Source organism: Burkholderia sp. F1 (genome assembly GCF_050813845.1).
GTDB lineage: Bacteria > Pseudomonadota > Gammaproteobacteria > Burkholderiales > Burkholderiaceae > Burkholderia > Burkholderia ubonensis.
On the sequence record NZ_CP172421.1, the window covers coordinates 2,648,567 to 2,670,880 of the forward strand.

Below are 22,314 nucleotides of genomic sequence, written 5' to 3' on the forward strand. Positions count from 1 at the left end.
CGCCCGCGAACCCGGTTCGTAAACGTCAATTCTGGGCAAAACCCGCGGCGGTTTCCATGTCCACCGCGACGATCCGCGACACGCCCTGCTCCTGCATCGTCACGCCGATCAGCTGCTGCGCCATCTCCATCGCGATCTTGTTGTGCGAGATGAAGAGGAACTGCGTCTTGTCCGACATCGCGCGCACGAGGTTCGCGAAACGCTCGGTGTTCGCGTCGTCGAGCGGTGCGTCGACCTCGTCCAGCAGACAGAACGGGGCCGGGTTCAGCTGGAACATCGCGAACACCAGCGCGGTCGCGGTCAGCGCCTTCTCGCCGCCGGACAGCAGGTGGATCGTCGCGTTCTTCTTGCCGGGCGGCTGCGCCATCACCTGCACGCCGGCGTCGAGGATCTCGTCGCCCGTCATGATCAGCTTCGCCTGGCCGCCGCCGAACAGGCGCGGGAACAGGTCGCTGAAGTGACGATTGACTTCGTCGAAGGTTCCCTGCAGCAGCGTGCGGGTTTCCTGGTCGATCTTGTGGATCGCGTCCTCGAGGGTCGTGATCGCGTCGTTCAGGTCAGCCGATTGCGCGTCGAGGAACACCTTGCGCTCGTTCGCGGCCTTCAGCTCGTCGAGCGCCGCCATGTTCACGGGGCCGAGCGCGTTGATCGCATTGTTGATCCGCGTGACCTCGCCCTGCAGGTACGACGGCTTCAGGTCCGGCGTCAGCTTCTCGCGCAGCGCGGCCTCGTCGACCTCGGCCGTCGCGAGCTGCTCGGCGAACTGCTCGACCGACAGGCGCGCCGCCTGCTCCTTCAACTGCAGCTCGGTGATGCGGTCGCGCAGCGGCTGCAGCGAACGCTCGGCGACGAGGCGCGCCTCGTCCGACGCGCGCAGCTTCGCGGTCAGGTCGTCGAGCTCGATGCGCGCGGCCTGCAGCGCCTCTTCCTTCACCGCGCGGATCTCGAGCGCTTCCTGCAGGCCGGTATGCGCGGTCTGCTCGTTGATCGTCTCGAGCTCGGCGCGCGCGTCTTCCAGCGACGCGGCGACGCGCTCGCTCTGCTCGTGCGCGACCTGGATGCTGCGCTTCAGCTCGTCGATCCGGGTCGCCGCATTGCGCGCGGCGAAGCGCGCGTCGTTCGCGCCGCGCTCCAGATCGCGCGCCGCCTGGCGCGCCTGCGACAGCGATTCGTCGAGCGACTCGAACGCAAGCTGGTTGTCCTCGAAGCGCGCCTGCAGTTCCGCGAGCTCACCGTCGAAACGCTCGAAATTCGCTTCCGACTCCACGCGCAGCGCACGCTGCTCCTCGACCTGCGCGCCGATCTCCTCGAGCTCCTCGCGGATCTGCGTGCTGCGCTGCGTGTAGCGCTCGTGCGCCTGCGCGAGCTTCAGCACGTCCATCTGCAGCGCGTGCACCCGCTGCGTCGCGCGCTCGGCCTGCGCGCGCACGTCGGCCAGCGCCTGCGTCGCCTGCGTGTGCGCGGCTTCCGCGCGCACCACGGCCGACTTCGCTTCGTCCGCGAGCAGCGCCTGAGCGCGCACCTGGCGCGTCAGGTTCTCGATTTCCTGCTGGCGAGCGAGCATCCCCGCCTGTTCCGAATCGGCCGCGTACAGCTGCACGCCGACGCGCGTGACGACATGGCCAGCCTTGACGACGAACGAGCCACCGGCCGGCAGTTGCGTGCGCGTCGCGAGCGCCTGCGCGACGTCGTCGGCGACGTACACGTTGCCGAGCCAGTCGTTCAGCACCGCGCGGATGCCCGCGTCGTCGATGCGCACGAGCGACAGCACCGGGCGCAGCCCGGCCGCCGCCACGGGCGGCTCGCCGGCCGGCGGCGGCGCGTAGAACGCGAGCTTCGCGGGCGGCGCGTCGGTCGCGAACGCCTTCACCCAGTCGAGATTCGACACTTCGAGCGCGGCGAGCCGCTCGCGCAGCACGGCCTCGAGCGCCGTCTCCCAGCCCGGTTCAACATGCAGCTTCTTCCACAGCCGCGGCAGCGTGCCGAGCTCGTGCTTGTCGAGCCACGGCTGCACCTTGCCCTCGGTCTGCACGTTCTCCTGCAGCTGCTTGAGCGCGGCGAGGCGCGCCTCGAGCTGATGGATCTGCGCGCTTTCGGCCTGCACGCGCTCGTGCGCGGCACGGCGCTCGGCGTCGAGGCGCGGCACGGTTTCCTGCGCGTCGGCGAGCCGCGCCTGCGCGTCGGAGAGAATTTCTTCCTGTTCGGCCAGCTGCATGCGCAGCTCCTCGAGCTGCGCCTCGTCCGGCGCGTCGAGGCCGCCCGCTTCCGCCTTCAGGCGTTCCTGCCGCTGCTGGAGCTGCTGCAGCTGCTGGTCGGCGTTGCGCTGGTGCGCGGCCTCGAGCTTCAGCGACTGCTCGGTCTGCGCGATCCGCGCGCGCTCGTCGTTGAGCTGCGCCTGCGCATCGCGCCAGGTCGCCTCGAGCGCCGGCAGCGCGTCGTGCTTCGCCGCGGCGTCATCCTCGGCGAGCGCGGCCTTCTCGTCGGCGATCGCGCGCGCTTCCTCGGCGTCCTCGAGCTCGTCCTGCGCCTTCTCGGCCTGCGCGCGCCACTGCTCGCGCTGCGCGTTGAGCGCGGCGATCTGCGCCTGCACGCGGTTGCGCGATTCGACGATGAACTTGATCTCGGCCTCGAGCCGGCTGACTTCGGCGTTCGCTTCGTAGAGCGAGCCCTGCGCGCCCTGCATCGCGTCGCTCGCCGCGTAGTGCGCGACGCGCAGCGTCTCGAGCTGCGACTCGACCTCGCGCAGCTTCGCGGTCTGCGCCTCCAGGTCGATCTGCGCCTGCTCGATCGCGCGCTGCTGCTTCTGCTGCTCGCCGCCCGCCTCGTTCTTGCGCAGCAGCCACAGCAGGCGCTGCTTTTCCTCGCCATCGGCGACGAGTTCCTTGTAGCGGGTCGCGACGACCGCCTGCGCCTCGAGCTTCTCGAGGTTCGCGGTGAGCTCGCGGACGATGTCCTCGACGCGGGTCAGGTTCTCGCGCGTGTCGTGCAGGCGGTTCTCGGTCTCGCGGCGGCGTTCCTTGTACTTCGACACGCCCGCGGCTTCCTCGAGGAACACGCGCAGCTCTTCCGGCTTCGCCTCGATGATCCGCGCGATCATGCCCTGCCCGATGATCGCGTACGCGCGCGGGCCGAGGCCGGTGCCGAGGAAGATGTCCTGGATGTCGCGGCGGCGCGCCGGCAGGTTGTTGATGTAGTAGCTCGACGTGCCGTCGCGCGTCAGCACGCGCTTCACGGCGATCTCGCCGTACTGGCCCCACTGCCCGGCCGCGCGGCCGTCGGAGTTGTCGAAGATCAGCTCGACGCTCGCCCGGCTGCCGGGCTTGCGGGCGGTCGAGCCGTTGAAGATCACGTCCTGCATCGACTCGCCGCGCAACTCGGACGCGCGCGACTCGCCGAGCACCCAGCGCACGGCGTCGATGATGTTGGACTTGCCGCACCCGTTCGGGCCTACCACGCCGACAAGCTGGCCCGGAACCTGGAAATGCGTGGGATCGACAAAGGATTTGAAGCCAGCGAGTTTGATCGAGCTCAGACGCACGGCGGTATCGGATGTGAAGAATGTGTGAAACGGACGACGACACGCCGCGCCGGACCAGCCGGCCCTTGCGCGCGGCGCGCCTCGGAATTCAAAAACGGGGCCGCGCTCTCGAGCGTCGGGCCCCGCAAACGGCACCCATCATACCATCGCGCGTGCGCCGTCCCGCCCGTTCCCGGGTTTGTCCTGCGCGGCGCGCGGCCGGTGGACCCGGCTCGACAGCAGCGTCGCGAGCACGATGCAGGCGCCGCCCGCCCACTCGCGCGCGCCCGGCAGCTCGTTCGCGAACACCCACGCCGACAGCGCGGTGATGACGATCTCGAACAGCATGATGATCGACGCCCGGTTCGCCGGCACGCGCGCGAGCCCGTACTGCACCAGCAGGTTGTTGGACGCCATCGTCACGCCGATGCCCGCGACCAGCAGCGCCGCCACGCCCAGATTGCCGCCCGCCGGCACGGCCGGCAGCCCCTCGAACAGGGACGCGATCGCGCCGAACACCGCCGCGCCGCCGAACAGCGTCGCGGTGCGCATCTCGGCCCGCATCTGCGGCAGCTCGCGGCTCGCCTTGACGACCAGCACGTTGCTCATCGCGAAGCTCAGCCCGGCCGCGAGCCCCGCCCATTCGGCCGGGCTGGCCGGCAGCGGCACGCCGAGCCGCGGCGACCACAGCATCAGCATCGCGCCGCCGATCGACAGCGCGGCAAGCCCCGCGCCCGCCCAGGTGAGCCGCTCGCGCAGCAGGAAGTGCGCGTAGATCGCGGTCCATGCGGGGGTCAGATAGAACAGCAGCATCACGCGCAGCACCTCGCCGTGGATCGTGCCCCACACGAAGCCGAGGTTGGTGATCCCGGCCGTCACCGCGATGCCCGGCAGCACCCAGTGCCAGCGCAGCGTCGCGATCGCACGGCGCCGTGCGACGATCACGAACAGAAACGCGACGACGCTCGTCAGCGCGCTCGCCGCGGTGCCCGTCAGGCCCAGCGACGCCAGGATCCGCAACGGATACCAGATCAGGCCCCATACCGAGGCGCCGATCAGGATCGCCAGTGTCGGCAGGCTGCCGCGTACCGCATTGTTCATTTGGCTCAAACCCTTCCACTATTCGTTGCCCGGCCGGCGTTTGCGCCCGCCGTGACCGCAATTCGTCACGCTATAATCGTCGGTTGCGACACGCGCCGCATCATCGGCCCCGCCTCGCTGCCGCGCGGCGCGCACGCCGCCCCTTTCGCTCCAAACCGGCCGCGATGGCCGCTTCGCCCGTGAATCCTCGACTCGACTCGCTCCAGCCCTATCCCTTCGAAAAGCTGCGCGCCCTGTTCAAGGACGTGACGCCCTCCGCCGGCCTTCAAGCCATCAGCTTCGGCATCGGCGAGCCCAAGCACCCGACCCCGGCACTGATCCGTGACGCCGCGGTGGCCGCGCTCGACGGCCTTGCCTCGTATCCGGCCACGGCCGGCTCGGACGCGCTGCGCACGTCGATCGCGCGCTGGCTCGAGCGCCGCTACGGGCTGCCGGCGATCGATCCGGCGACGCAGGTGCTGCCCGCATCCGGCTCGCGCGAGGCGCTGTTCGCGCTGGCGCAGACGGTGATCGACCCGAACCGGTCTGAAAGCGGCGAGAAAGCGATCGTACTCTGTCCGAATCCGTTCTATCAAATTTACGAGGGCGCGGCGCTGCTCGCGGGCGCCGAGCCGTACTTCGCGAACAGCGACCCGGCCTGCAACTTCGCGTGCGACTACGCGGCCGTGCCGGACGACGTCTGGGCGCGCACCCAGCTGCTGTACGTGTGCTCGCCCGGCAATCCGACGGGCGCGGTGCTCACGCTCGACGACTGGCGCGAGCTGTTCGCGCTGTCGGACCGCCACGGTTTCGTGATCGCGTCCGACGAATGCTATTCGGAGATCTACTTCGACGAATCCCGCCCCCCGCTCGGCGGGCTCGAGGCCGCGCACCGCCTCGGCCGCGGCTTCGAGCGGCTCGTGATGCTGTCGAGCCTGTCGAAGCGCTCGAACGTGCCGGGCATGCGCTCGGGGTTCGTCGCGGGCGATCCGGCGCTGCTGAAGAAATTCCTGCTGTACCGCACGTACCACGGCGCCGCGCTGTCGCCCGTCTGGCAGCAGGCGAGCATCGCCGCGTGGAACGACGAAGCGCACGTGCGCGAGAACCGCGCGCTGTACGTGCAGAAGTTCAACACGGTGACGCCGATGCTTGCCGACGTGATCGACGTGAAGCTGCCCGACGCCGCGTTCTACCTGTGGGCCAACGTCGCGCGCACCGGCCTGTCGGATACCGAGTTCGCCCGGCGCCTGTACGCCGACTATAATGTGACGGTTCTGCCCGGCTCGTATCTCGCGCGCGACGCGCACGGCACGAATCCGGGCCGCGATTTCATCCGGATCGCGCTCGTCGCGGGCACCCCCGAATGCGTCGAGGGCGCGCAACGCATCGTCGACTTCTGCCGCGGCCTCGCCCGGTAATCGACCCTCCGATCAATTCCATTCATCTCCTGCGAAAACGAACATGTCGCAACAACTTCAGCAAATCATCGATACCGCCTGGGAAAACCGCGCCGAGCTGTCGCCGAAGGCCGCGCCCGCCGAAGTCCGCGACGCCGTCGCGCACGCGATCGAGCAGCTCGACCGTGGCGCGCTGCGCGTCGCCGAGAAGATCGACGGCAGCTGGACCGTGCACCAGTGGCTGAAGAAGGCCGTGCTGCTGTCGTTCCGCCTGGAGGACAACGCACCGATGCCGGCCGGCGGCTACTCGCAGTTCTACGACAAGGTGCCGTCGAAGTTCGCGAACTACACCGCAGAAGACTTCGCCGCGGGCGGCTTCCGCGTCGTGCCGCCGGCGATCGCGCGCCGCGGCTCGTTCATCGCGAAGAACGTCGTGCTGATGCCGTCGTACACGAACATCGGCGCGTACGTCGACGAAGGCACGATGGTCGACACCTGGGCGACGGTCGGCTCGTGCGCGCAGATCGGCAAGAACGTGCACCTGTCGGGCGGCGTCGGCATCGGCGGCGTGCTCGAGCCGCTGCAGGCGAACCCGGTCATCATCGAGGACAACTGCTTCATCGGCGCGCGCTCGGAAGTCGTCGAAGGCGTGATCGTCGAGGAAAACTCGGTGATCTCGATGGGCGTGTACCTCGGCCAGAGCACCAAGATCTATGACCGCGAAACCGGCGAAATCAGCTACGGCCGCATCCCGGCCGGCTCGGTCGTCGTCGCGGGCAACCTGCCGTCGAAGGACGGCTCGCACAGCCTGTACTGCGCGGTGATCGTGAAGAAGGTCGACGCGAAGACCCGTGCCAAGGTCGGCCTGAACGAACTGCTGCGAGGCGACTGATGGCGAAGCCGCGCACCGTGGTCGTCTACGGCATTCCGAACTGCGACACCGTGAAGAAAGCCCGCGTGTGGCTCGACGACCACGGCGTCGAATTCGAGTTTCACGATTTCAAGAAGGCCGGCGTCAGCGTTCCGCTGATCGAGGACTGGCTGAAGGACGTGTCGCTCGACGCGCTCGTGAACAAGCGCGGCACCACGTGGCGCGCGCTGGACGACGCCATGAAGGCGGCCGCCGACACGCAGGCCGGCGCGGTCGCGCTGATGATCCACAAGCCGTCGGTCATCAAGCGCCCCGTGCTCGTCGTCAACGGCCGCGTGAAATCGCTCGGTTTCGCGGCCGACCAGTACGCGGCACTGTTCGCCGCTTAGGGCCTGTTCCCGCTAACAACGGGCTTGCGCTGGCCTGCTGTCGCCGCACGGCGCCCGAACACATCGCTGCCGGCCACCGCGCCGGCATTTTTTATCGAAAGTGGTCCGAACCATGTCCGCCACCCTAGCCCTTACCGAACAGCTGATCGCGCGCGCGTCCGTCACGCCCGACGACCAGCACTGCCAGCAAATCATGACCGAGCGCCTCGCCGCGCTCGGCTTCGACATCGAGACCATCGCGTCGCACGGCGTGACCAACCTGTGGGCCGTCAAGCGCGGCGCCGCCGGCCGCGACGGCAAGCTGCTCGCGTTCGCGGGCCACACCGACGTCGTGCCGACCGGCCCGCTCGAGCAATGGACGTCGCCGCCGTTCATTCCCGCGCATCGCGACGGCAAGCTATACGGCCGAGGCGCGGCCGACATGAAGACCTCGCTCGCGGGCTTCGTCGTCGCGACCGAGGAATTCGTCGCGGCACACCCGAACCACCGCGGCTCGATCGCATTCCTGATCACGAGCGACGAGGAAGGCCCCGCGACCGACGGCACCGTGAAGGTCGTCGAGCTGCTCGAAACGCGCGGCGAGCGCCTCGACTACTGCATCGTCGGCGAACCGACGTCGACCGCCGAGCTCGGCGACATCGTGAAGAACGGCCGCCGCGGCTCGATGTCCGGCGAGCTGATCGTCAAGGGCGTGCAGGGCCACATTGCGTACCCGCACCTCGCGAAGAACCCGATCCACCTGCTCGCGCCGGCGCTCGCCGAGCTCGCCGCCGAACAGTGGGACGAAGGCAACGAATACTTCCCGCCGACCACCTGGCAGGTATCGAACCTGCATGCGGGCACCGGCGCGACCAACGTGATCCCGGGCCATGTCGACCTGCTGTTCAACTTCCGCTTCTCGACGGCGAGCACCGTCGAAGGCCTGCAGGCGCGCGTGCACGCGATCCTCGACAAGCACGGGCTCGACTACGAACTCAACTGGTCGATCAGCGGCCTGCCGTTCCTGACGCCGCGCGGCGAGCTGTCGAACGCGCTCGAGACGGCGATTCGCGCCGAAACCGGCATCACGACCGAGCTGTCGACGACGGGCGGCACGTCGGACGGCCGCTTCATCGCGCGCATCTGCCCGCAGGTGATCGAGTTCGGCCCGCCGAACGGCAGCATCCACAAGATCGACGAGCACATCGAGGTGCGCTTCATCGATCCGCTGAAGAACGTGTACCGCCGCGTGCTCGAACAATTGATCGCCTGACGGAGCCCCGAATGACGACGACACCTTTTACAACAGTTCGCGACCTGCTGCGCTACGCGGTCACGCGCTTCTCGAAGGCGAAGCTCGCGTTCGGCCACGGCTCGGACAACGCTTACGACGAAGCGGCCTATCTGGTGCTGCGCACGCTCGACCTGCCGCTCGACACGCTCGAGCCGTTCCTCGACGCGCGCCTGCTGCCGGACGAGATCGACGCCGTGCTGACCGTGATCGAGCGGCGCGCGACCGAGCGCGTGCCGGCTGCCTATCTGACGCACGAGGCGTGGATGCACGGCCACCGCTTCTACGTCGACGAGCGCGTGATCGTGCCGCGCTCGTTCATCGGCGAGCTGCTCGACGACGGCCTGCAGCCGTACGTCGCCGATCCCGAGCAGGTCGGCGCGGTGCTCGAGCTGTGCACCGGTTCCGGCTGCCTCGCGATCCTCGCGGCGAGCGCGTTCCCGAACGCCGAGATCGACGCGGTCGACCTGTCCGACAAGGCGCTCGAGGTCGCGGAGATCAACGTGCGCGACTACGGGCTCGAGGACCGCATCTCGCTGCACCGCGGCGACCTCTACGCGCCGCTGCCGCTGTTCCGTTCGTCCGAGCCGGGCGCGCGCTACGACGTGATCCTGACGAACCCGCCCTACGTCAACGCGGCGTCGATGGCCGCGCTGCCGCCCGAATACCGGCACGAGCCCGAGATGGCGCTCGCCGGCGGCGAGGACGGGATGGACATCGTCCGCCGCATCATCGGCGAGGCGCGCAACTGGCTGCACGACGACGGCGTGCTCGTCGTCGAGATCGGCAACGAGCGCGAGCACGTCGAAGCGGCATTCGGCGGCCTCGAGCTGACGTGGCTGCCGACCAGCGCCGGCGAAGACAGCGTGTTCCTGATCCAGGCGTCGGATCTCCCGCAGAAGGCCTGACGCCCCGCCTGCCCGAACCGAGCGGCGCCCCGCTGCGCCGCGCGGTTCGGTAAGATGCGCGTAAGCGGCCGCGATGCCGCGCTTCAGGAGTCCGCCACGCGCTTATGACACTCGACTGGCTACACCTCGGCACGCTCATCCTGGCCATCCATGTGCTCGGAATCGTCGCGGCCTGCCACGCCATCCTGAACACGCGCACGTCGCAAGGCGCGATCGCGTGGGCCGTGTCGCTCGCGGCGATGCCCTACCTGACGCTGATCCCGTATCTGTTCCTCGGCCGCAGCAAGTTCTCCGGCTACGTCGACGCGCGCCGCCACGAGACCGAAGCGCTGCGCACGCATACGCATCCCGTCCCGTGGGACGTCGCCGATTCGACCGACGGCGCGGCCGCGAGCGCGCTCGGCCAGCCCGCGGTGCACGCGCTCACGCGGCTCGGCGCAATGCCGTTTCTCGCCGGCAATGCGGTGCGCACGCTCGTCAACGGCGAGGCGACGTTCGCGGCGATCCTGTCGGCGATCGACGACGCGCGCGATTACGTGATCGTCCAGTTCTTCATCGTTCGCGACGACGCGCTCGGCCAGATGCTGCGCGACGCGCTGCTCGCGCGCGCGGCCGCGGGCGTGCGCTGCTACCTGCTGTACGACAGCATCGGCAGCTTCGACCTGCCGCACGGCTACGTCGACGCACTGCGCGCGGGCGGCGTCGAAGTCCATCCGTTCGCGACCAAGCGCCAGTTCGTCAACCGGTTCCAGCTCAATTTCCGCAATCACCGCAAGATCGTCGTCGTCGACGGCAATCGCGCGTTCGTCGGCGGACACAACGTCGGCGTCGAGTATCTCGGCGCGAAACCCCGGCTGTCGCCGTGGCGCGACACGCACATCGAGCTGCGCGGCCCCGTCGTCGCGAGCATCCAGTACGTGTTCGCGGAAGACTGGCACTGGGCGACGCAGAAGCTGCCGCCGTTCGCGCCGCCGCCCGCCGCGCTGCCGGACGCCAACATGCACTGCCTCGCGGTGCCGATGGGGCCGGCCGACAAGCAGGAAACCGGCTCGCTGTTCTTCGTCGAGACGATCAACGCGGCGCGCGAGCGGATCTGGATCACGACGCCGTATCTCGTCCCCGACGAAGCGGTGATCGCCGCGCTCAAGCTCGCGGTGATGCGCGGGGTCGACGTGCGCATCCTGATCCCGAGCCGGCGCGACCATGTCGTCGTGTTCGAGGCGTCGAAGCTGTACGCGCGGGACCTCGCCGACGCGGGCGTCAAGGTGTTCCGCTACCGGCCGGGCTTCCTGCACCAGAAGGTGGTGCTGATCGACCGCAGCGCAGCCGCGATCGGCAGCGCGAACCTCGACAACCGCTCGTTCCGCCTGAACTTCGAGATCATGGTGCTGACCGTCGATCGCGGATTCGCCGACGAGGTCGAGGCGATGCTCACGGCCGACTTCGCGCTGGCCTATGAAGTCGACGCGAGCGAATACCGCCACTCGCCCGCGTGGCGGCGGGTCGCGATGCACATCGCGCGGCTGTTCGCGCCGATTCTGTGAGCGGCCTCCTGAAGCCCTGGCGACCCGCACCGGCCGCTTCGGGCGTCACAGCAGCTTTTCGACGTCGGCGGCGATTTCGTCGGGCTTGGTCGACGGCGCGTAGCGCTTGACGATCCGGCCGTCGCGGTCGACCAGGAACTTCGTGAAATTCCACTTGATCGCCTTGAGCCCGAGGATGCCGGGCGCTTCGTCCGTGAGGTAGCGGTACAGCGGATGCGCATTGCCGCCCTTCACGTCGATCTTCGCGAACATCGGGAACGTCACCCCGTAGTTGCGCTCGCAGAATGCGCCGATCTGCGTGGCGTCGCCCGGCTCCTGCTTGCCGAACTGGTTGCACGGGAAGCCGAGCACGGAGAAGCCGCGCGCCGCGTACTGGTCGTAGAGCTTCTGCAGGCCGGCATACTGCGGCGTGAATCCGCACTCGCTCGCCGTGTTGACGATCAGCAGCACCTTGCCGCGATACGCGTCGAGCGACACCGGCGCACCGGCGAGCGTCTCCGCGCTGAAGGAATACAGTGTGGACATCGTGCCCCCTTTCGAATTCGAGTCGACGTGAAGTCTAGGCGAAAACGCGCGAAAACGGCATCTTCCGAACGGCCAATGCCCGGTGCGCGGCCCGCAGTCTAGAATAGCGGTTTTGCCCAGTCATTTCCGTCGTGATCCGTTTCAATCAGTTCAGCCTTGCGCGCGGCACCAAGCCGCTGTTCGACGCAGCGTCGTTCGTGCTCAATCCCGGCGAGAAGGCCGGCCTGATCGGCGCAAACGGCGCCGGCAAGTCGACGCTGTTCGCGGTCCTGCGCGGCGAGCTGCACGCCGACGCAGGCGATTTCTCGATGCCGCCGTCGTGGCGGATCGCCCACGTGTCGCAGGAAACGCCGGCCGTCGAGCGCTCGGCGCTCGACTACACGCTCGACGGCGACGCCGCGCTGCGCGAGATCGAAGCGCGCATCGTCGCCGCTTCGGCCGCGCATGACGGCTCGGCCGAGGCGGAAGCCCATGCGGCGTTCGCCGACGCCGACGGCTACACTGCGCCGGCGCGCGCAGAAGCGCTGCTGCTCGGCCTCGGCTTCACGCTCGCGCAGACGCGCGAGCCGGTCTCGAGCTTCTCCGGCGGCTGGCGCATGCGCCTGAACCTCGCGCAGGCGCTGATGTGCCGCTCCGACCTGCTGCTGCTCGACGAACCGACCAACCACCTCGACCTCGACGCGATCGTCTGGCTCGAAGACTGGCTGCACCGCTACCCCGGCACGCTCGTCGTGATCTCGCACGACCGCGAATTCCTCGATTCCATCTGCAACGTCACGCTGCACCTCGAGAACCGGCAGGTGAAGCGCTACGGCGGCAACTACTCGCAATTCGAAGTGCTGCGCGCGCAGCAGCTCGCGCTGCAGCAAAGCGCATACGAAAAGCAGCAGAAGACGGTCGCGCACCTGCAGAGCTTCATCGACCGCTTCAAGGCCAAGGCCACCAAGGCCCGGCAGGCGCAGAGCCGGATGAAGGCGCTCGAGAAGATGGAGCTGATCGCGCCGGCGCACATCGCGTCGCCGTTCACGTTCGAATTCCGCACGCCCGACGCCGCGCCGAACCCGATGATGGTGATGGAAGACGTTCGCTGCGGCTACCACGGCGACGACGGCGCCGAGATCCCGATCGTCGAGCGTGTGTCGCTGTCGATCCAGAACGGCCAGCGCATCGGCCTGCTCGGCGCGAACGGCCAGGGCAAGTCGACGCTGATCAAGACGCTCGCGGCGACGCTCGAACCGCTGTCCGGCCACGTGCGCGAAGGCAAGGGGCTGACGATCGGCTATTTCGCGCAGCATCAGCTCGAAACGCTGCGCGAGGACGATTCGCCGCTCGCGCACCTCGCACGGCTCGCGCCCGACACGCGGGAACAGGAGCTGCGCGACTTCCTCGGCGGCTTCAATTTCTCGGGCGACATGGCGACGAGCCCGGTCGCTCCGTTCTCGGGCGGCGAGAAAGCGCGCCTCGCGCTCGCGCTGATCATCTGGCAGAAGCCGAACCTGCTGCTGCTCGACGAGCCGACCAACCACCTCGACCTCGAGACGCGCCACGCCCTGACGATGGCGCTCGCGCAATTCGAAGGCACGCTGATCCTGGTCTCGCACGACCGGCACCTGCTGCGCGCGACGACCGACCAGTTCATGCTCGTCGCGAAGCACCGGCTGCAGCCGTTCGATGGCGATCTCGACGACTACCGCGACTGGCTGCTGCAGCACGCGGCCGAGCAGCGCGCGGCCGCGAAGGCCGACAGCGCAGCCGCGGCGGGCGCGGAACCGGCCGTCAACCGCAAGGACCAGAAGCGTCAGGAAGCCGAGGCACGGCAGCGGCTGTCGCACCTGAGAAGGCCGCTGCAGACGCGCATCACGAAGCTGGAAAAGGAAATGGACGCGCTGCACGCGGAGAAGGCCCGCCTCGACGCATTCGTCGCCGATCCGGCGAGCTACGAAGCGGAGCGCAAGACCGAGCTGACCGACGCGATCCGCAAGCTGGGCGACGTCAACGCGCGGCTCGAATCCGTCGAGGGCGACTGGCTCGCCGCGCAGGAAGAGCTCGAGCAGATCGGCTGACCGCCGCGCGTCGCACCGGCGGCGCACGGTATTGCGGACACCCATGCAGCAAGGCCGGGCACGAAGGCCCGGCCGATTGCCTCATCCGCCTGGCGCAGCCCGGCGGGCCCGCCCGCTCAGCGCCGCGGCAGCGTATCCCGCGGCATCTGCTCGTCGTCGCGCATCAGGTGACGGCGCCCTTCGGTCGGCCGCCGGATCACCTCGACGACTTCCGCTTCCGTCACGTCCTCCGCAACGACCCGCCGCGCGAGACGCCCTTCCGCGTCGATCCATTCGACGATCCGGCACCCGCCGCCCCACGGCTGGCGGATCGGCTCCGACACGCGGCAACCGCGCAGGTTGTGGAGGTGTCGGTCCGGTGCTTGCCCGTACTGTTTCAACATAGGTCCCTTTCGCTTTGCACGGTTCGGCTGTCCGCCAAAGGATAGGGAAAAGCGATGTCCGCCGGGTTACACAACCCTACAGAACATTTACAGCACATTACGCGACAGATCGCCGGGGGCGCTCCCCCCGGCGCGCGGCGGCGCTCACTCGAGCCCGCGCACCCGGTCGATAGCCTGTTCGATCCGCTCGACCGCCATCACCTCCAGCCCGTCGATCGGCTGCTTCGGCGCATTCGCCTTCGGGATCAGCGCGGTGGTGAAGCCGAGCTTCGCCGCCTCGCGCAGGCGCTCCTGCCCGCGCGGCGACGGCCGGATCTCGCCGGCCAGCCCGACTTCGCCGAACACGATCAGGCCCTTCGGCAGCGCCTTGTTGCGCATCGACGAATGGATCGCGAGCAGCACCGCGAGGTCGGCGGCGGGCTCGGCGATCTTCACGCCGCCCACCGCATTGAGGAACACGTCCTGGTCGAAGCACGCGATGCCCGCATGGCGGTGCAGCACCGCGAGCAGCATCGCGAGCCGGTTCTGCTCGAGGCCGACCGCGAGCCGGCGCGGGTTCGGCACGTGCGCGGTGTCGACGAGCGCCTGGATCTCGACGAGCAGCGGGCGCGTGCCCTCCTGCGTAACGAGCACGCACGAACCGGGCACGACCTGCTCGTGCTGCGACAGGAACAGCGCGGACGGATTGGCGACGCCGCGCAGGCCGCGCTCGGTCATCGCGAACACGCCCAGCTCGTTCACCGCGCCGAAGCGGTTCTTGAACGCGCGCACGAGGCGGAACGACGAATGCGTGTCGCCCTCGAAGTACAGCACCGTGTCGACGATGTGCTCGAGCACGCGCGGGCCGGCCAGGTTGCCCTCCTTCGTCACGTGCCCGACCATGATGATCGCGGTGCCGGACTGCTTCGCGATCCGCGTGAGCTGCGCCGCGCACTCGCGCACCTGCGCGACCGAGCCGGGCGCCGACGTGAGCGCCTCCGAATAGACGGTCTGGATCGAGTCGACGACCGCGACGTCCGGCCGTTCCGCGTCGATCGCCGCCTGGATCTTCTCGAGCTGGATCTCCGCGAGCAGCTTCAATTCGGCCGCCGGCACGCCGCCGTCGAGCAGCGCGAGCCGTTGCGCGCGCAACGCGATCTGCGCGGCCGACTCCTCGCCGCTGATATAGAGCGTACGCCGTTCGCTCGCGATGCCCGCGAGCGACTGCAGCAGCAGCGTCGACTTGCCGATGCCCGGATCGCCGCCGATCAGCACCACGCCGCCCGCGACCAGCCCGCCGCCGAGCACGCGGTCGAATTCGCCGATGCCGGTCGAGAAGCGCGGCACGTCGGCCGCCTCGATGTCGACGAGGCGCTGCACCGGCGCGCGCTTCGCGAGCGACTGGAAGCGATGCGCCGACGGCGCTTCGGCGACCGATTCGACCAGTGTGTTCCAGGCCTGGCACGACGGGCACTGCCCCTGCCACTTCGGGGACTGACCGCCGCACTCGCTGCAGACGTAGACTGTTTTCTGTTTAGCCACGCGGTGCGCCCTTATTCCGCGCGCACCGGTACGCGGGCCGCCACCGCGCACATCAGTTCATAACCGATCGTCCCGCAGTGGCGCGCCACGTCGTCGATCGGCAGTTCGTTGCCCCACAGCTCGACGCGCGAACCGACGCCGGCCTGCGGGCACGGGGTCAGGTCGACCGTGATCATGTCCATCGACACGCGGCCGACGATCCGCGTGCGGATGCCGTCGACGATCACCGGCGTGCCCTCGGGCGCGACGCGCGAATAGCCGTCCGCATAGCCGCACGCGACGACGCCGACGCGCATCTGCGCCTGCGCGGAGAACGTCGAGCCATAGCCGATCGACTGTCCCTTCGCGATCGTCTGCACCGCGATCAGCTCGGACGCGAGCGTCATCGTCGGCTTGAGCCCCGTGTCGGCGATGTCGGAGAAGCGCCCGGACGGCGACGCGCCGTACAGCATGATGCCCGGGCGCACCCAGTCGAAATGCGTGCCCGGGTGCCAGAGCACCGCCGCCGAATTCGCAAGGCTGCGCGCGCCGGCGATGTGTTCGGCGCCGCGCTCGAACGCGGCCAACTGCTCGGCGACGCCGCGCTCGCTGTCCGCGTCAGAAAAATGGGTCATCAACGTGATCTGGCCGATGCCGTGGCAGGCGCGCGCGCGCTCCCACGCGGCGCGATATTTCTCGGGTGCGTAGCCGAGCCGGTTCATCCCGCTGTTCATCTTCAGCTGGACGTTGACGGGCTTCGACAGCCGCGCCGTTTCCAGCATCCGCATCTGCTCGTCGTTGTGGACGGTCGTGGTCAGGCTGTAGCGGTCGATCACGTCGATGTCGGTCGAACGGAAGAACCCTTCGAGCAGCAGGATCGGGCCGGCCCAGCCGAGCTCGCGCAGCTTGACGGCCTCGTCGAGGTCGAGCAGCCCGAAGCCGTCGGTGCCGCGCAGGCCGGGAAACGCGCGCGCGAGACCGTGCCCGTACGCGTTGGCCTTGACGACCGCCCAGACCTTGGACTGGCCGGCGTAGCGTCGGACGACGGAGAGATTGTTCGCGAGAGCGGCGGTATGGATGGTGGCGGAGATCGGGCGCGGCATGGGAAATTTACGTAAAGACGCTTGCGAATCATCAGCTTACCGCGCCTTTTGGGCACCGAAGCCGACAACTTGCGGAACGATCGGGGAATCTTGCTAGTCCGAATCGCTGTATTTTCGTGTTATAAAGCCGTGCGCACAACCCATTTCGAACGGAATAAGCCGATCGCCTATCCGGCGGCCCCTATGGCCGGACCGCAGCGACGAAAGCATCGCATCAGATGAAAAAAGGTTTTTACACCATCATGGCCGCGCAGTTTTTCTCGTCGCTGGCCGACAGTGCGCTCCTTATCGCCGCCATTGCCCTGCTGAAAGACCTCCACGCCCCGAACTGGATGACACCGCTGCTCAAGCTGTTCTTCGTGTTGTCCTATGTCGTGCTCGCAGCGTTCGTCGGCGCCTTCGCGGATTCGCGCCCGAAGGGCCACGTGATGTTCATCACCAACTCGATCAAGGTCGCCGGCTGCCTGATCATGCTGTTCGGCGCCCATCCGCTGGTCGCCTACGGGATCGTCGGCTTCGGCGCGGCGGCCTACTCGCCAGCCAAGTACGGCATTCTCACCGAGCTGCTGCCGGCCGACCGGCTCGTCGCGGCGAACGGCTGGATCGAGGGCACGACCGTCAGCTCGATCATCCTCGGCACCGTGCTCGGCGGCGCGCTGATCAGTCCGCACATCGCATCGCACGTGATCGCGCATACGCCGTCGTGGATCAGCACGCCCGCCGAAGCCGCAATCGCGGTGATCCTCGCGATCTACGTGGTCGCCGCGCTGTTCAACCTGCGCATTCCCGACACCGGCGCACGCTATCCGAAGCAGCAGCACGGCCCGATCAAGCTCGTCACCGACTTTTCCGACTGCTTCATGGCGCTCTGGCACGACAAGCTCGGCCAGATCTCGCTCGCGGTCACGACGCTGTTCTGGGGCGCCGGCGCGACGCTGCAGTTCATCGTGCTGAAATGGGCCGAGGTGTCGCTCGGCATGTCGCTGTCCGAAGGCGCGCTGCTGCAGGCGGTCGTCGCATTCGGCGTCGCGGCCGGCGCGATCGCCGCGGCCAGCCGGATCCCGCTCAAGAAGTCGCTGACCGTGCTGCCCGTCGGCGTCATCATGGGCATCGCGGTGATGCTGATGGCGTTCTACTCGCGCGACCTGATCCCGTCGAACTGGATCGTCCATCTCGGTCACTTCCGGCTGCCGGTCTACCTGATCATCGCGTACATCTTCCTGATGTGCGTCGGCGCGCTGTCCGGCTACTTTGTCGTGCCGATGAACGCGCTCCTGCAGCACCGCGGCCACGTGCTGCTGTCGGCCGGCCACTCGATCGCGGTGCAGAACTTCAACGAGAACCTGTCGGTGCTCGTGATGCTGTGCCTGTATGCGGTGCTCGTGTGGCTCGACGTGCCGGTCGGCGTCGTCATCGTGCTGTTCGGCACGTTCGTCTGCCTGACGATGTGGCTCGTGATGCGCCGCCACCAGGCGAACCAGCGCCAGTTCGATTCGGTCGCGCTGATCGGCGAGGCGAAGCACTGACGCGCCCGTTCCCGTTCCCGCATGCCCGCGCCGGTTCCCGAACCGGCGCCTTGCCATCATGACGCATCCGATCCCCAACGTCCTGACGATCGCCGGCTCCGATTCCGGCGGCGGCGCAGGCATCCAGGCCGACCTGAAGACCTTCTCCGCGCTCGGCGCGTACGGCGCGAGCGTGATCACCGCGCTGACCGCGCAGAACACGCGCGGCGTGACCGGCGTGCACGCGCCCGACGCCGCATTCGTGACCGCCCAGCTCGACGCGGTGTTCGACGACATCCGCATCGACGCGGTAAAGATCGGCATGCTGGCGAACGCGGCGATCGTGCGCGCGGTCGCCGACGCGCTGCGCCGCTACGCGCCCCGCTACATCGTGCTCGACACGGTGATGATCTCGAAGAGTTCGCACGCGCTGCTCGCGCCGGATGCGGTCGATGCGCTGCGCGGCGAACTGCTGCCGCTCGCCACCGTCGTCACGCCGAACCTGCCCGAGGCGGCCGCGCTGCTCGGCGACGCGCCGGCGACGACCGAAGACGAGATGGTCCGGCAGGGCCAGGCGCTCGTGACGGCGGGCGCGCACGCCGTGCTGATGAAGGGCGGCCATCTGCCGGACGCCGACGCGAGCCCCGACTGGCTCGTCGACGCGACCCGCACCGTGCGCTTCGACGGCCCGCGCGTGCGTGCGAGCAATACGCACGGCACCGGCTGCACGCTGTCGTCCGCAATCGCCGCCTTGCTGCCGCGGCATCCCGATCTGGAAAGCGCCGTGCGCGACGCGAAGGCCTACCTCACCGGCGCGATCGCCGCCAGCGACCGCCTCGACGTGGGCCGCGGCGTCGGCCCCGTGCATCACTTCCACCGGTGGTGGTGAGCGGCGGCTGACGCCTCGTCAGTCCGCCTTCGCCGCGAACGCCCGCGCCTGCTCCGGCCAGTCGTCCGGCACGACGAAGCCGCGCGCGATCTCGTGCCACGCGCCGTCGGCGGCCAGCCCGTAGACGCCGATCAGCGCCGGCGCCTGGCGCGCCGACAGCACTGGCGGCAACGCATGCGCGGCCGCCAGCGGCTCGGGCGCGCCGGCGCCCGCCGCGATGCGGCGCGGCGCGAGCCACGCGAGCCGCGGCAGCACCGCCCATCCGGCGTCGGCCGGCTGCGCAGCCGCCCACGCGGCCCACTGCGCGCAGGTCAGCCAGAAGCCGCGCGGATGATCCGGCGCGATTTCCCCGTCGAGCCGCGGCAGCGGCGCGCCGTGCGGATAGAACAGCCATCCCTTGATGAACATCTGCGCGTCGGACGGCGCGCCGTAGCCGAGCAGCGCGAATCCGTCGCGCCCGCCCAGGCGCAGCTGGTGATCGATCAGGCGGGCGCGCTTGCGATCGAAACGGTCGACCAGGTTCGGCCCGACGAAGTCGGCGAGCGACGCCGCGTCGCCGTCGCGCATGGGGGCGCACAGATAGCACTTCACGGCCAGTTCCCAATGCAGGCGCCGGCCGCCGGGCGTATCGACGAGGAAGTCCACCTCGCCGAGCGTCCGGCCGTTGATGCGCAGCGCGAGGTTGGCCGCGACGAGCCGCAGCGCCGGCCCGTGCGTGAGGAAAAATTCGAGCAGGCACTCGGCATAGCGGCCGAGGCGCACCGGCCGCAGCCCTTCGAGCGCGCGGTGCAGCGCTTCGGGCGCGGCGTCGAGCGCGACCAGCCACGCTTGCGCGGCCGCCCGCTCGGCGGCATCGGACCACGGCTGCGCCAGCGGTGCGCCGGGCGCCGCGGCAAGCAGGCTCGGGCTCGCCAGCAGCCATGCCAGATCGCGTACCGCGGCGTCGCGCAGCGTTTCGACGAACGAAGACGCCGCGCCGGCCGTCATTGTGCGGACCGCTCGCCGGCCCCAGGGGTAGCCGCCCCACGGATGGCCGCCCCACGGAACGTATCGCGCGCGAGGCACAGGTCGGCCCATGCCTTCGACTTGTCCTGCAGGCTGCGCAGCAGATAGGCCGGGTGATAGGTGACGATCACCGGCACGCCTTCGTAGGTGTGCACGCGACCGCGCAGCGACGCGATGCTCGCGTCGGTCTTCAGCAGCGTCTGCGCGGCGAACCGCCCGAGCGCCACGATCAGCTTCGGCTTCACGAGCGCGACCTGGCGCTGCAGATACGGCTCGCAGCGCGCGACCTCATCCGGCTCCGGGTTGCGGTTGCCCGGCGGGCGGCACTTGATCACGTTGGCGATGTACACGTTGGCGCCGCGCTCGAGCGACAACGACTGCAGCATGTTGTCGAGCAGCTTGCCCGCCTGGCCGACGAACGGCTCGCCCTGCTTGTCCTCGTTTTCGCCCGGCGCTTCGCCGATCAGCATCCAGTCGGCCTCGCGGTCGCCGACGCCGAACACGGTGTTGGTCCGCTTTTCGCAAAGCCGGCAGCGCGTGCAGTCGGCCACGCGCGCGGCGAGCGCGTCCCAGTCGAGTTCGGCGACCGGTGTCTCGACCGCACGCAGGTCGGCGACCGGCGCGGGATCGGCCGGCGGCGCGGCGTCGAACCACGCGAAATCGTCTTCCTCGACCGGCCGCGCATCGGCCGGCGGCGCGCCATCGTCCGTGCGCGCGGCTTGGCGGGATGCAATGCGCTCGCCCGCGACGGACCGGGCAGGCGCTTCAGGCGGCTGCGTCGCGGCCGGCAGCGCGCCGGCGTCGGACACGTGCTTCGGGGCATCCGCCCGCGCGGATGCCGGCAGCGGGCGCGTCGGCGCATCGACTGCCGGCGTGACGGCCCCGGTTGCCACCGGCTCCGACGCAATGGCGCCTGCGCGCGCCGCGCCACCCTCGCCTGCCTGCCCCGCCGGAGCCGCCTCTGGCGCTTTCGTCACGACATCCTGCTCGGCGGCCGCCGGCGCATCGGCCGCGCGCAGCCCGCGCCGCACCCAGATCTGCGCCAGCCCCATTTCCTCGAGTGCCGCTTCAGCCCACGCCATGCGCGCCTCCGTCCTTGTTCAGCGTCAGACGCATCACGATCGCGTCCTCCCGGCCGCGATGCCGCGCCGGATAGTAGTTCTTGCGCCGCCCGATCGTCGCGAAACCGAAGCGCTCGTACAGATGGATCGCGCGCGGATTGGACGGCCGCACTTCGAGCAGCATGCCGTCGAGCCGCTCCGCCTGCGCGATGCGCACCGCCTCGCGCAGCAGCGCGAGGCCTGCGCCCGTGCATTGCGCGGCCGGCGCGACGCACAGGTTCAGCAGGTGCATCTCGTCGATCACCGGCATCAGCACGCAATAGCCGACGAGCGTCCCCGTCACGTGACGCAGGCACACGCCGAAATAGCCGTTGCGCAGCGAATCCTCGAAGTTGCCGCGGCTCCACGGGAATTCGTAGGCGGCATGCTCGATCGCGACGACTTCGTCGAGATCGGCGTCCGTCATCGGCGACAGATACCGGTCGCTCAGCAGCACACTCGTCATTCCTGCGCTCCGCCCGCTTGAGCCGCGCGCGCCGCCATCCGTTCGGCGGTGGTCTGCGCGACCTTGTCGCGGACGTACTCGGGCGCCGCCTGGTCGGCCGGCACCGTGCGCCCGGCCCGGAACGCGCGCAACGCCGCGTGCGCAACCGCCAGCGCATGCGGCATTGCGTCGTCGTCGATCGCGGCTGCCCGCGCGACGGCCGGCAGCTGTGCGCCGAACGCGGCGGCCGCGTTGCCCGCGAGCGTGAACGGCGCGTCGGGCACGCCGACCGCGGCGGGCGCGTCGAGCGCGGCCGCATGCAGCGTGCGCCAGTCGCCGGCGCCGTCGTCCCACGCGAACTCGGCCCAGTAGACCTCGTCCATCCGCGCGTCGAGCGCGGCCAGCACGCGCGCGGTGCCGGGCGCGCGCAGCCGCGCATGCTCGGCGCACGCGAGCAGCGTGCCGACCGGCACGACCGGCAGCCCGCGTCCGAACGCGAGGCCTTGCGCGATCCCGGTCGCGGTGCGCAGGCCCGTGAACGAGCCGGGGCCCGCGCCGAACGCGATTGCGTCGCAGTCGGCGAGCGTCAGCCCGGATTCGGCGAAGAGTTCCTGGACGGCCGGCAGCACGCGCGTGCTCGACACGGCGCCCGTCAGTTCGTGGCGGACCCAGCTTTGCAGGGAGGAAGCGGCGGATTCGGCCGTGGCCGAGCGCAGCAGCGCGACCGAGCAGTATTCGGTCGACGTATCGATGGCGAGGAGCACTGTTTGCGTCATGGCCGACATTGTAATGCGGCGCCCCGCTCCCACGGGCGATGCGC

19 protein-coding genes are annotated in these 22,314 nt (G+C 69.3%); 9 read left to right on the plus strand and 10 right to left on the minus strand.

The features are described 5' to 3' along the window. Window positions 1-25 precede the first annotated feature (25 nt). The gene (gene smc / locus ACFIMZ_RS12515) at window positions 26-3,538 is read right to left on the minus strand and encodes a chromosome segregation protein SMC (RefSeq protein WP_431819793.1); all 3,513 of its coding nucleotides are present in this window, start codon (window positions 3,536-3,538) and stop codon (window positions 26-28) included. 138 nt (window positions 3,539-3,676) lie between these two features. After that, window positions 3,677-4,618 (minus strand): DMT family transporter, encoded by a 942-nt coding sequence (locus ACFIMZ_RS12520; RefSeq protein WP_431819794.1) that lies wholly within the window; start codon window positions 4,616-4,618, stop codon window positions 3,677-3,679. 164 nt (window positions 4,619-4,782) lie between these two features. Between ACFIMZ_RS12520 and dapC the strand changes: the two genes are divergently transcribed. From dapC to cls, 6 genes are all read left to right on the plus strand, one after another. Next, the gene (gene dapC / locus ACFIMZ_RS12525; protein WP_431819795.1) at window positions 4,783-6,015 is read left to right on the plus strand and encodes a succinyldiaminopimelate transaminase; all 1,233 of its coding nucleotides are present in this window, start codon (window positions 4,783-4,785) and stop codon (window positions 6,013-6,015) included. A gap of 43 nt (window positions 6,016-6,058) precedes the next feature. Next, window positions 6,059-6,886 (plus strand): 2,3,4,5-tetrahydropyridine-2,6-dicarboxylate N-succinyltransferase, encoded by an 828-nt coding sequence (gene dapD / locus ACFIMZ_RS12530; RefSeq protein WP_431819796.1) that lies wholly within the window; start codon window positions 6,059-6,061, stop codon window positions 6,884-6,886. After that, window positions 6,886-7,254 (plus strand): ArsC family reductase, encoded by a 369-nt coding sequence (locus tag ACFIMZ_RS12535; RefSeq protein ID WP_431819797.1) that lies wholly within the window; start codon window positions 6,886-6,888, stop codon window positions 7,252-7,254. The genes dapD and ACFIMZ_RS12535 overlap by 1 nt, the downstream gene beginning before the upstream one ends. A 112-nt stretch (window positions 7,255-7,366) precedes the next feature. Beyond that, window positions 7,367-8,506: a succinyl-diaminopimelate desuccinylase gene (dapE, locus tag ACFIMZ_RS12540; protein ID WP_431819798.1), complete on the plus strand. Its 1,140-nt coding sequence runs from the start codon at window positions 7,367-7,369 to the stop codon at window positions 8,504-8,506. Between the two features lie 11 nt (window positions 8,507-8,517). Further along, complete coding sequence (gene prmB, locus ACFIMZ_RS12545; RefSeq protein WP_431819799.1) at window positions 8,518-9,432, plus strand: 50S ribosomal protein L3 N(5)-glutamine methyltransferase; 915 nt, start codon at window positions 8,518-8,520, stop codon at window positions 9,430-9,432. 104 nt (window positions 9,433-9,536) lie between these two features. Then, window positions 9,537-10,976 carry a cardiolipin synthase gene (gene cls, locus ACFIMZ_RS12550; RefSeq protein WP_431819800.1) on the plus strand — a complete coding sequence of 480 codons (1,440 nt, stop codon included), beginning with the start codon at window positions 9,537-9,539 and terminating at the stop codon, window positions 10,974-10,976. Between the two features lie 45 nt (window positions 10,977-11,021). On the opposite strand, the gene ACFIMZ_RS12555 is transcribed toward cls, so the two are convergent. Further along, window positions 11,022-11,501 carry a glutathione peroxidase gene (locus ACFIMZ_RS12555; RefSeq protein WP_431819801.1) on the minus strand — a complete coding sequence of 160 codons (480 nt, stop codon included), beginning with the start codon at window positions 11,499-11,501 and terminating at the stop codon, window positions 11,022-11,024. Between the two features lie 131 nt (window positions 11,502-11,632). Here ACFIMZ_RS12555 and ACFIMZ_RS12560 point away from each other — a divergent pair, with 131 nt between their 5' ends. Further along, on the plus strand, window positions 11,633-13,564 hold the full coding sequence (locus ACFIMZ_RS12560) for an ATP-binding cassette domain-containing protein (protein ID WP_431819802.1): 1,932 nt from the start codon (window positions 11,633-11,635) through the stop codon (window positions 13,562-13,564). Between the two features lie 116 nt (window positions 13,565-13,680). Here ACFIMZ_RS12560 and ACFIMZ_RS12565 read toward each other — a convergent pair whose 3' ends face one another. The 3 genes from ACFIMZ_RS12565 to alr all read right to left on the minus strand — a co-directional run bounded on the left by ACFIMZ_RS12565 (window position 13,681) and on the right by alr (window position 16,550). Continuing rightward, on the minus strand, window positions 13,681-13,947 hold the full coding sequence (locus ACFIMZ_RS12565; protein WP_431819803.1) for a DUF2866 domain-containing protein: 267 nt from the start codon (window positions 13,945-13,947) through the stop codon (window positions 13,681-13,683). Between the two features lie 144 nt (window positions 13,948-14,091). Then, the gene (radA, locus tag ACFIMZ_RS12570; RefSeq protein ID WP_010092041.1) at window positions 14,092-15,468 is read right to left on the minus strand and encodes a DNA repair protein RadA; all 1,377 of its coding nucleotides are present in this window, start codon (window positions 15,466-15,468) and stop codon (window positions 14,092-14,094) included. Between the two features lie 11 nt (window positions 15,469-15,479). Next, the gene (alr, locus tag ACFIMZ_RS12575; RefSeq protein ID WP_431819804.1) at window positions 15,480-16,550 is read right to left on the minus strand and encodes an alanine racemase; all 1,071 of its coding nucleotides are present in this window, start codon (window positions 16,548-16,550) and stop codon (window positions 15,480-15,482) included. A gap of 218 nt (window positions 16,551-16,768) precedes the next feature. Here alr and lplT point away from each other — a divergent pair, with 218 nt between their 5' ends. Together lplT and thiD are read left to right on the plus strand one after the other, a co-directional pair. Further along, window positions 16,769-18,076, plus strand: a complete 1,308-nt coding sequence (lplT, locus tag ACFIMZ_RS12580; protein ID WP_431819805.1) for a lysophospholipid transporter LplT — start codon at window positions 16,769-16,771, stop codon at window positions 18,074-18,076. 58 nt (window positions 18,077-18,134) lie between these two features. Further along, on the plus strand, window positions 18,135-18,944 hold the full coding sequence (thiD, locus tag ACFIMZ_RS12585) for a bifunctional hydroxymethylpyrimidine kinase/phosphomethylpyrimidine kinase (RefSeq protein WP_431819806.1): 810 nt from the start codon (window positions 18,135-18,137) through the stop codon (window positions 18,942-18,944). A gap of 18 nt (window positions 18,945-18,962) precedes the next feature. On the opposite strand, the gene ACFIMZ_RS12590 is transcribed toward thiD, so the two are convergent. From ACFIMZ_RS12590 to tsaB, 4 genes are read right to left on the minus strand one after another with little or no spacing between them, the layout of a single operon-like run. Next, the gene (locus ACFIMZ_RS12590) at window positions 18,963-19,931 is read right to left on the minus strand and encodes a DUF1853 family protein (protein WP_431819807.1); all 969 of its coding nucleotides are present in this window, start codon (window positions 19,929-19,931) and stop codon (window positions 18,963-18,965) included. Then, a complete protein-coding gene (locus tag ACFIMZ_RS12595) occupies window positions 19,928-21,031 on the minus strand; it encodes a uracil-DNA glycosylase family protein (protein ID WP_431819808.1) in 1,104 nt (367 codons plus the stop codon). Before ACFIMZ_RS12595 ends, ACFIMZ_RS12590 begins: the two co-directional genes overlap by 4 nt. Further along, window positions 21,018-21,515 (minus strand): ribosomal protein S18-alanine N-acetyltransferase, encoded by a 498-nt coding sequence (gene rimI / locus ACFIMZ_RS12600; protein ID WP_431819809.1) that lies wholly within the window; start codon window positions 21,513-21,515, stop codon window positions 21,018-21,020. The genes ACFIMZ_RS12595 and rimI overlap by 14 nt, the downstream gene beginning before the upstream one ends. Beyond that, the gene (gene tsaB / locus ACFIMZ_RS12605; RefSeq protein ID WP_431819810.1) at window positions 21,512-22,279 is read right to left on the minus strand and encodes a tRNA (adenosine(37)-N6)-threonylcarbamoyltransferase complex dimerization subunit type 1 TsaB; all 768 of its coding nucleotides are present in this window, start codon (window positions 22,277-22,279) and stop codon (window positions 21,512-21,514) included. The genes rimI and tsaB overlap by 4 nt, the downstream gene beginning before the upstream one ends. Between the last annotated feature and the right edge of the window lie 35 nt (window positions 22,280-22,314).

Excerpts from the sequence above, each read along its gene's own strand:
- ACFIMZ_RS12520 (WP_431819794.1), bottom strand. The coding sequence starts at position 4,618 with ATGAACAATGCGGTACGCGGCAGCCTGCCGACACTGGCGATCCTGATC.
- dapC (WP_431819795.1), top strand. The coding sequence starts at position 4,783 with ATGGCCGCTTCGCCCGTGAATCCTCGACTCGACTCGCTCCAGCCCTAT.
- dapD (WP_431819796.1), top strand. The coding sequence starts at position 6,059 with ATGTCGCAACAACTTCAGCAAATCATCGATACCGCCTGGGAAAACCGC.
- ACFIMZ_RS12535 (WP_431819797.1), top strand. The coding sequence starts at position 6,886 with ATGGCGAAGCCGCGCACCGTGGTCGTCTACGGCATTCCGAACTGCGAC.
- dapE (WP_431819798.1), top strand. The coding sequence starts at position 7,367 with ATGTCCGCCACCCTAGCCCTTACCGAACAGCTGATCGCGCGCGCGTCC.
- prmB (WP_431819799.1), top strand. The coding sequence starts at position 8,518 with ATGACGACGACACCTTTTACAACAGTTCGCGACCTGCTGCGCTACGCG.
- cls (WP_431819800.1), top strand. The coding sequence starts at position 9,537 with ATGACACTCGACTGGCTACACCTCGGCACGCTCATCCTGGCCATCCAT.
- ACFIMZ_RS12555 (WP_431819801.1), bottom strand. The coding sequence starts at position 11,501 with ATGTCCACACTGTATTCCTTCAGCGCGGAGACGCTCGCCGGTGCGCCG.
- ACFIMZ_RS12565 (WP_431819803.1), bottom strand. The coding sequence starts at position 13,947 with ATGTTGAAACAGTACGGGCAAGCACCGGACCGACACCTCCACAACCTG.
- alr (WP_431819804.1), bottom strand. The coding sequence starts at position 16,550 with ATGCCGCGCCCGATCTCCGCCACCATCCATACCGCCGCTCTCGCGAAC.
- lplT (WP_431819805.1), top strand. The coding sequence starts at position 16,769 with ATGAAAAAAGGTTTTTACACCATCATGGCCGCGCAGTTTTTCTCGTCG.
- thiD (WP_431819806.1), top strand. The coding sequence starts at position 18,135 with ATGACGCATCCGATCCCCAACGTCCTGACGATCGCCGGCTCCGATTCC.
- ACFIMZ_RS12590 (WP_431819807.1), bottom strand. The coding sequence starts at position 19,931 with ATGACGGCCGGCGCGGCGTCTTCGTTCGTCGAAACGCTGCGCGACGCC.
- ACFIMZ_RS12595 (WP_431819808.1), bottom strand. The coding sequence starts at position 21,031 with ATGGCGTGGGCTGAAGCGGCACTCGAGGAAATGGGGCTGGCGCAGATC.
- rimI (WP_431819809.1), bottom strand. The coding sequence starts at position 21,515 with ATGACGAGTGTGCTGCTGAGCGACCGGTATCTGTCGCCGATGACGGAC.
- tsaB (WP_431819810.1), bottom strand. The coding sequence starts at position 22,279 with ATGTCGGCCATGACGCAAACAGTGCTCCTCGCCATCGATACGTCGACC.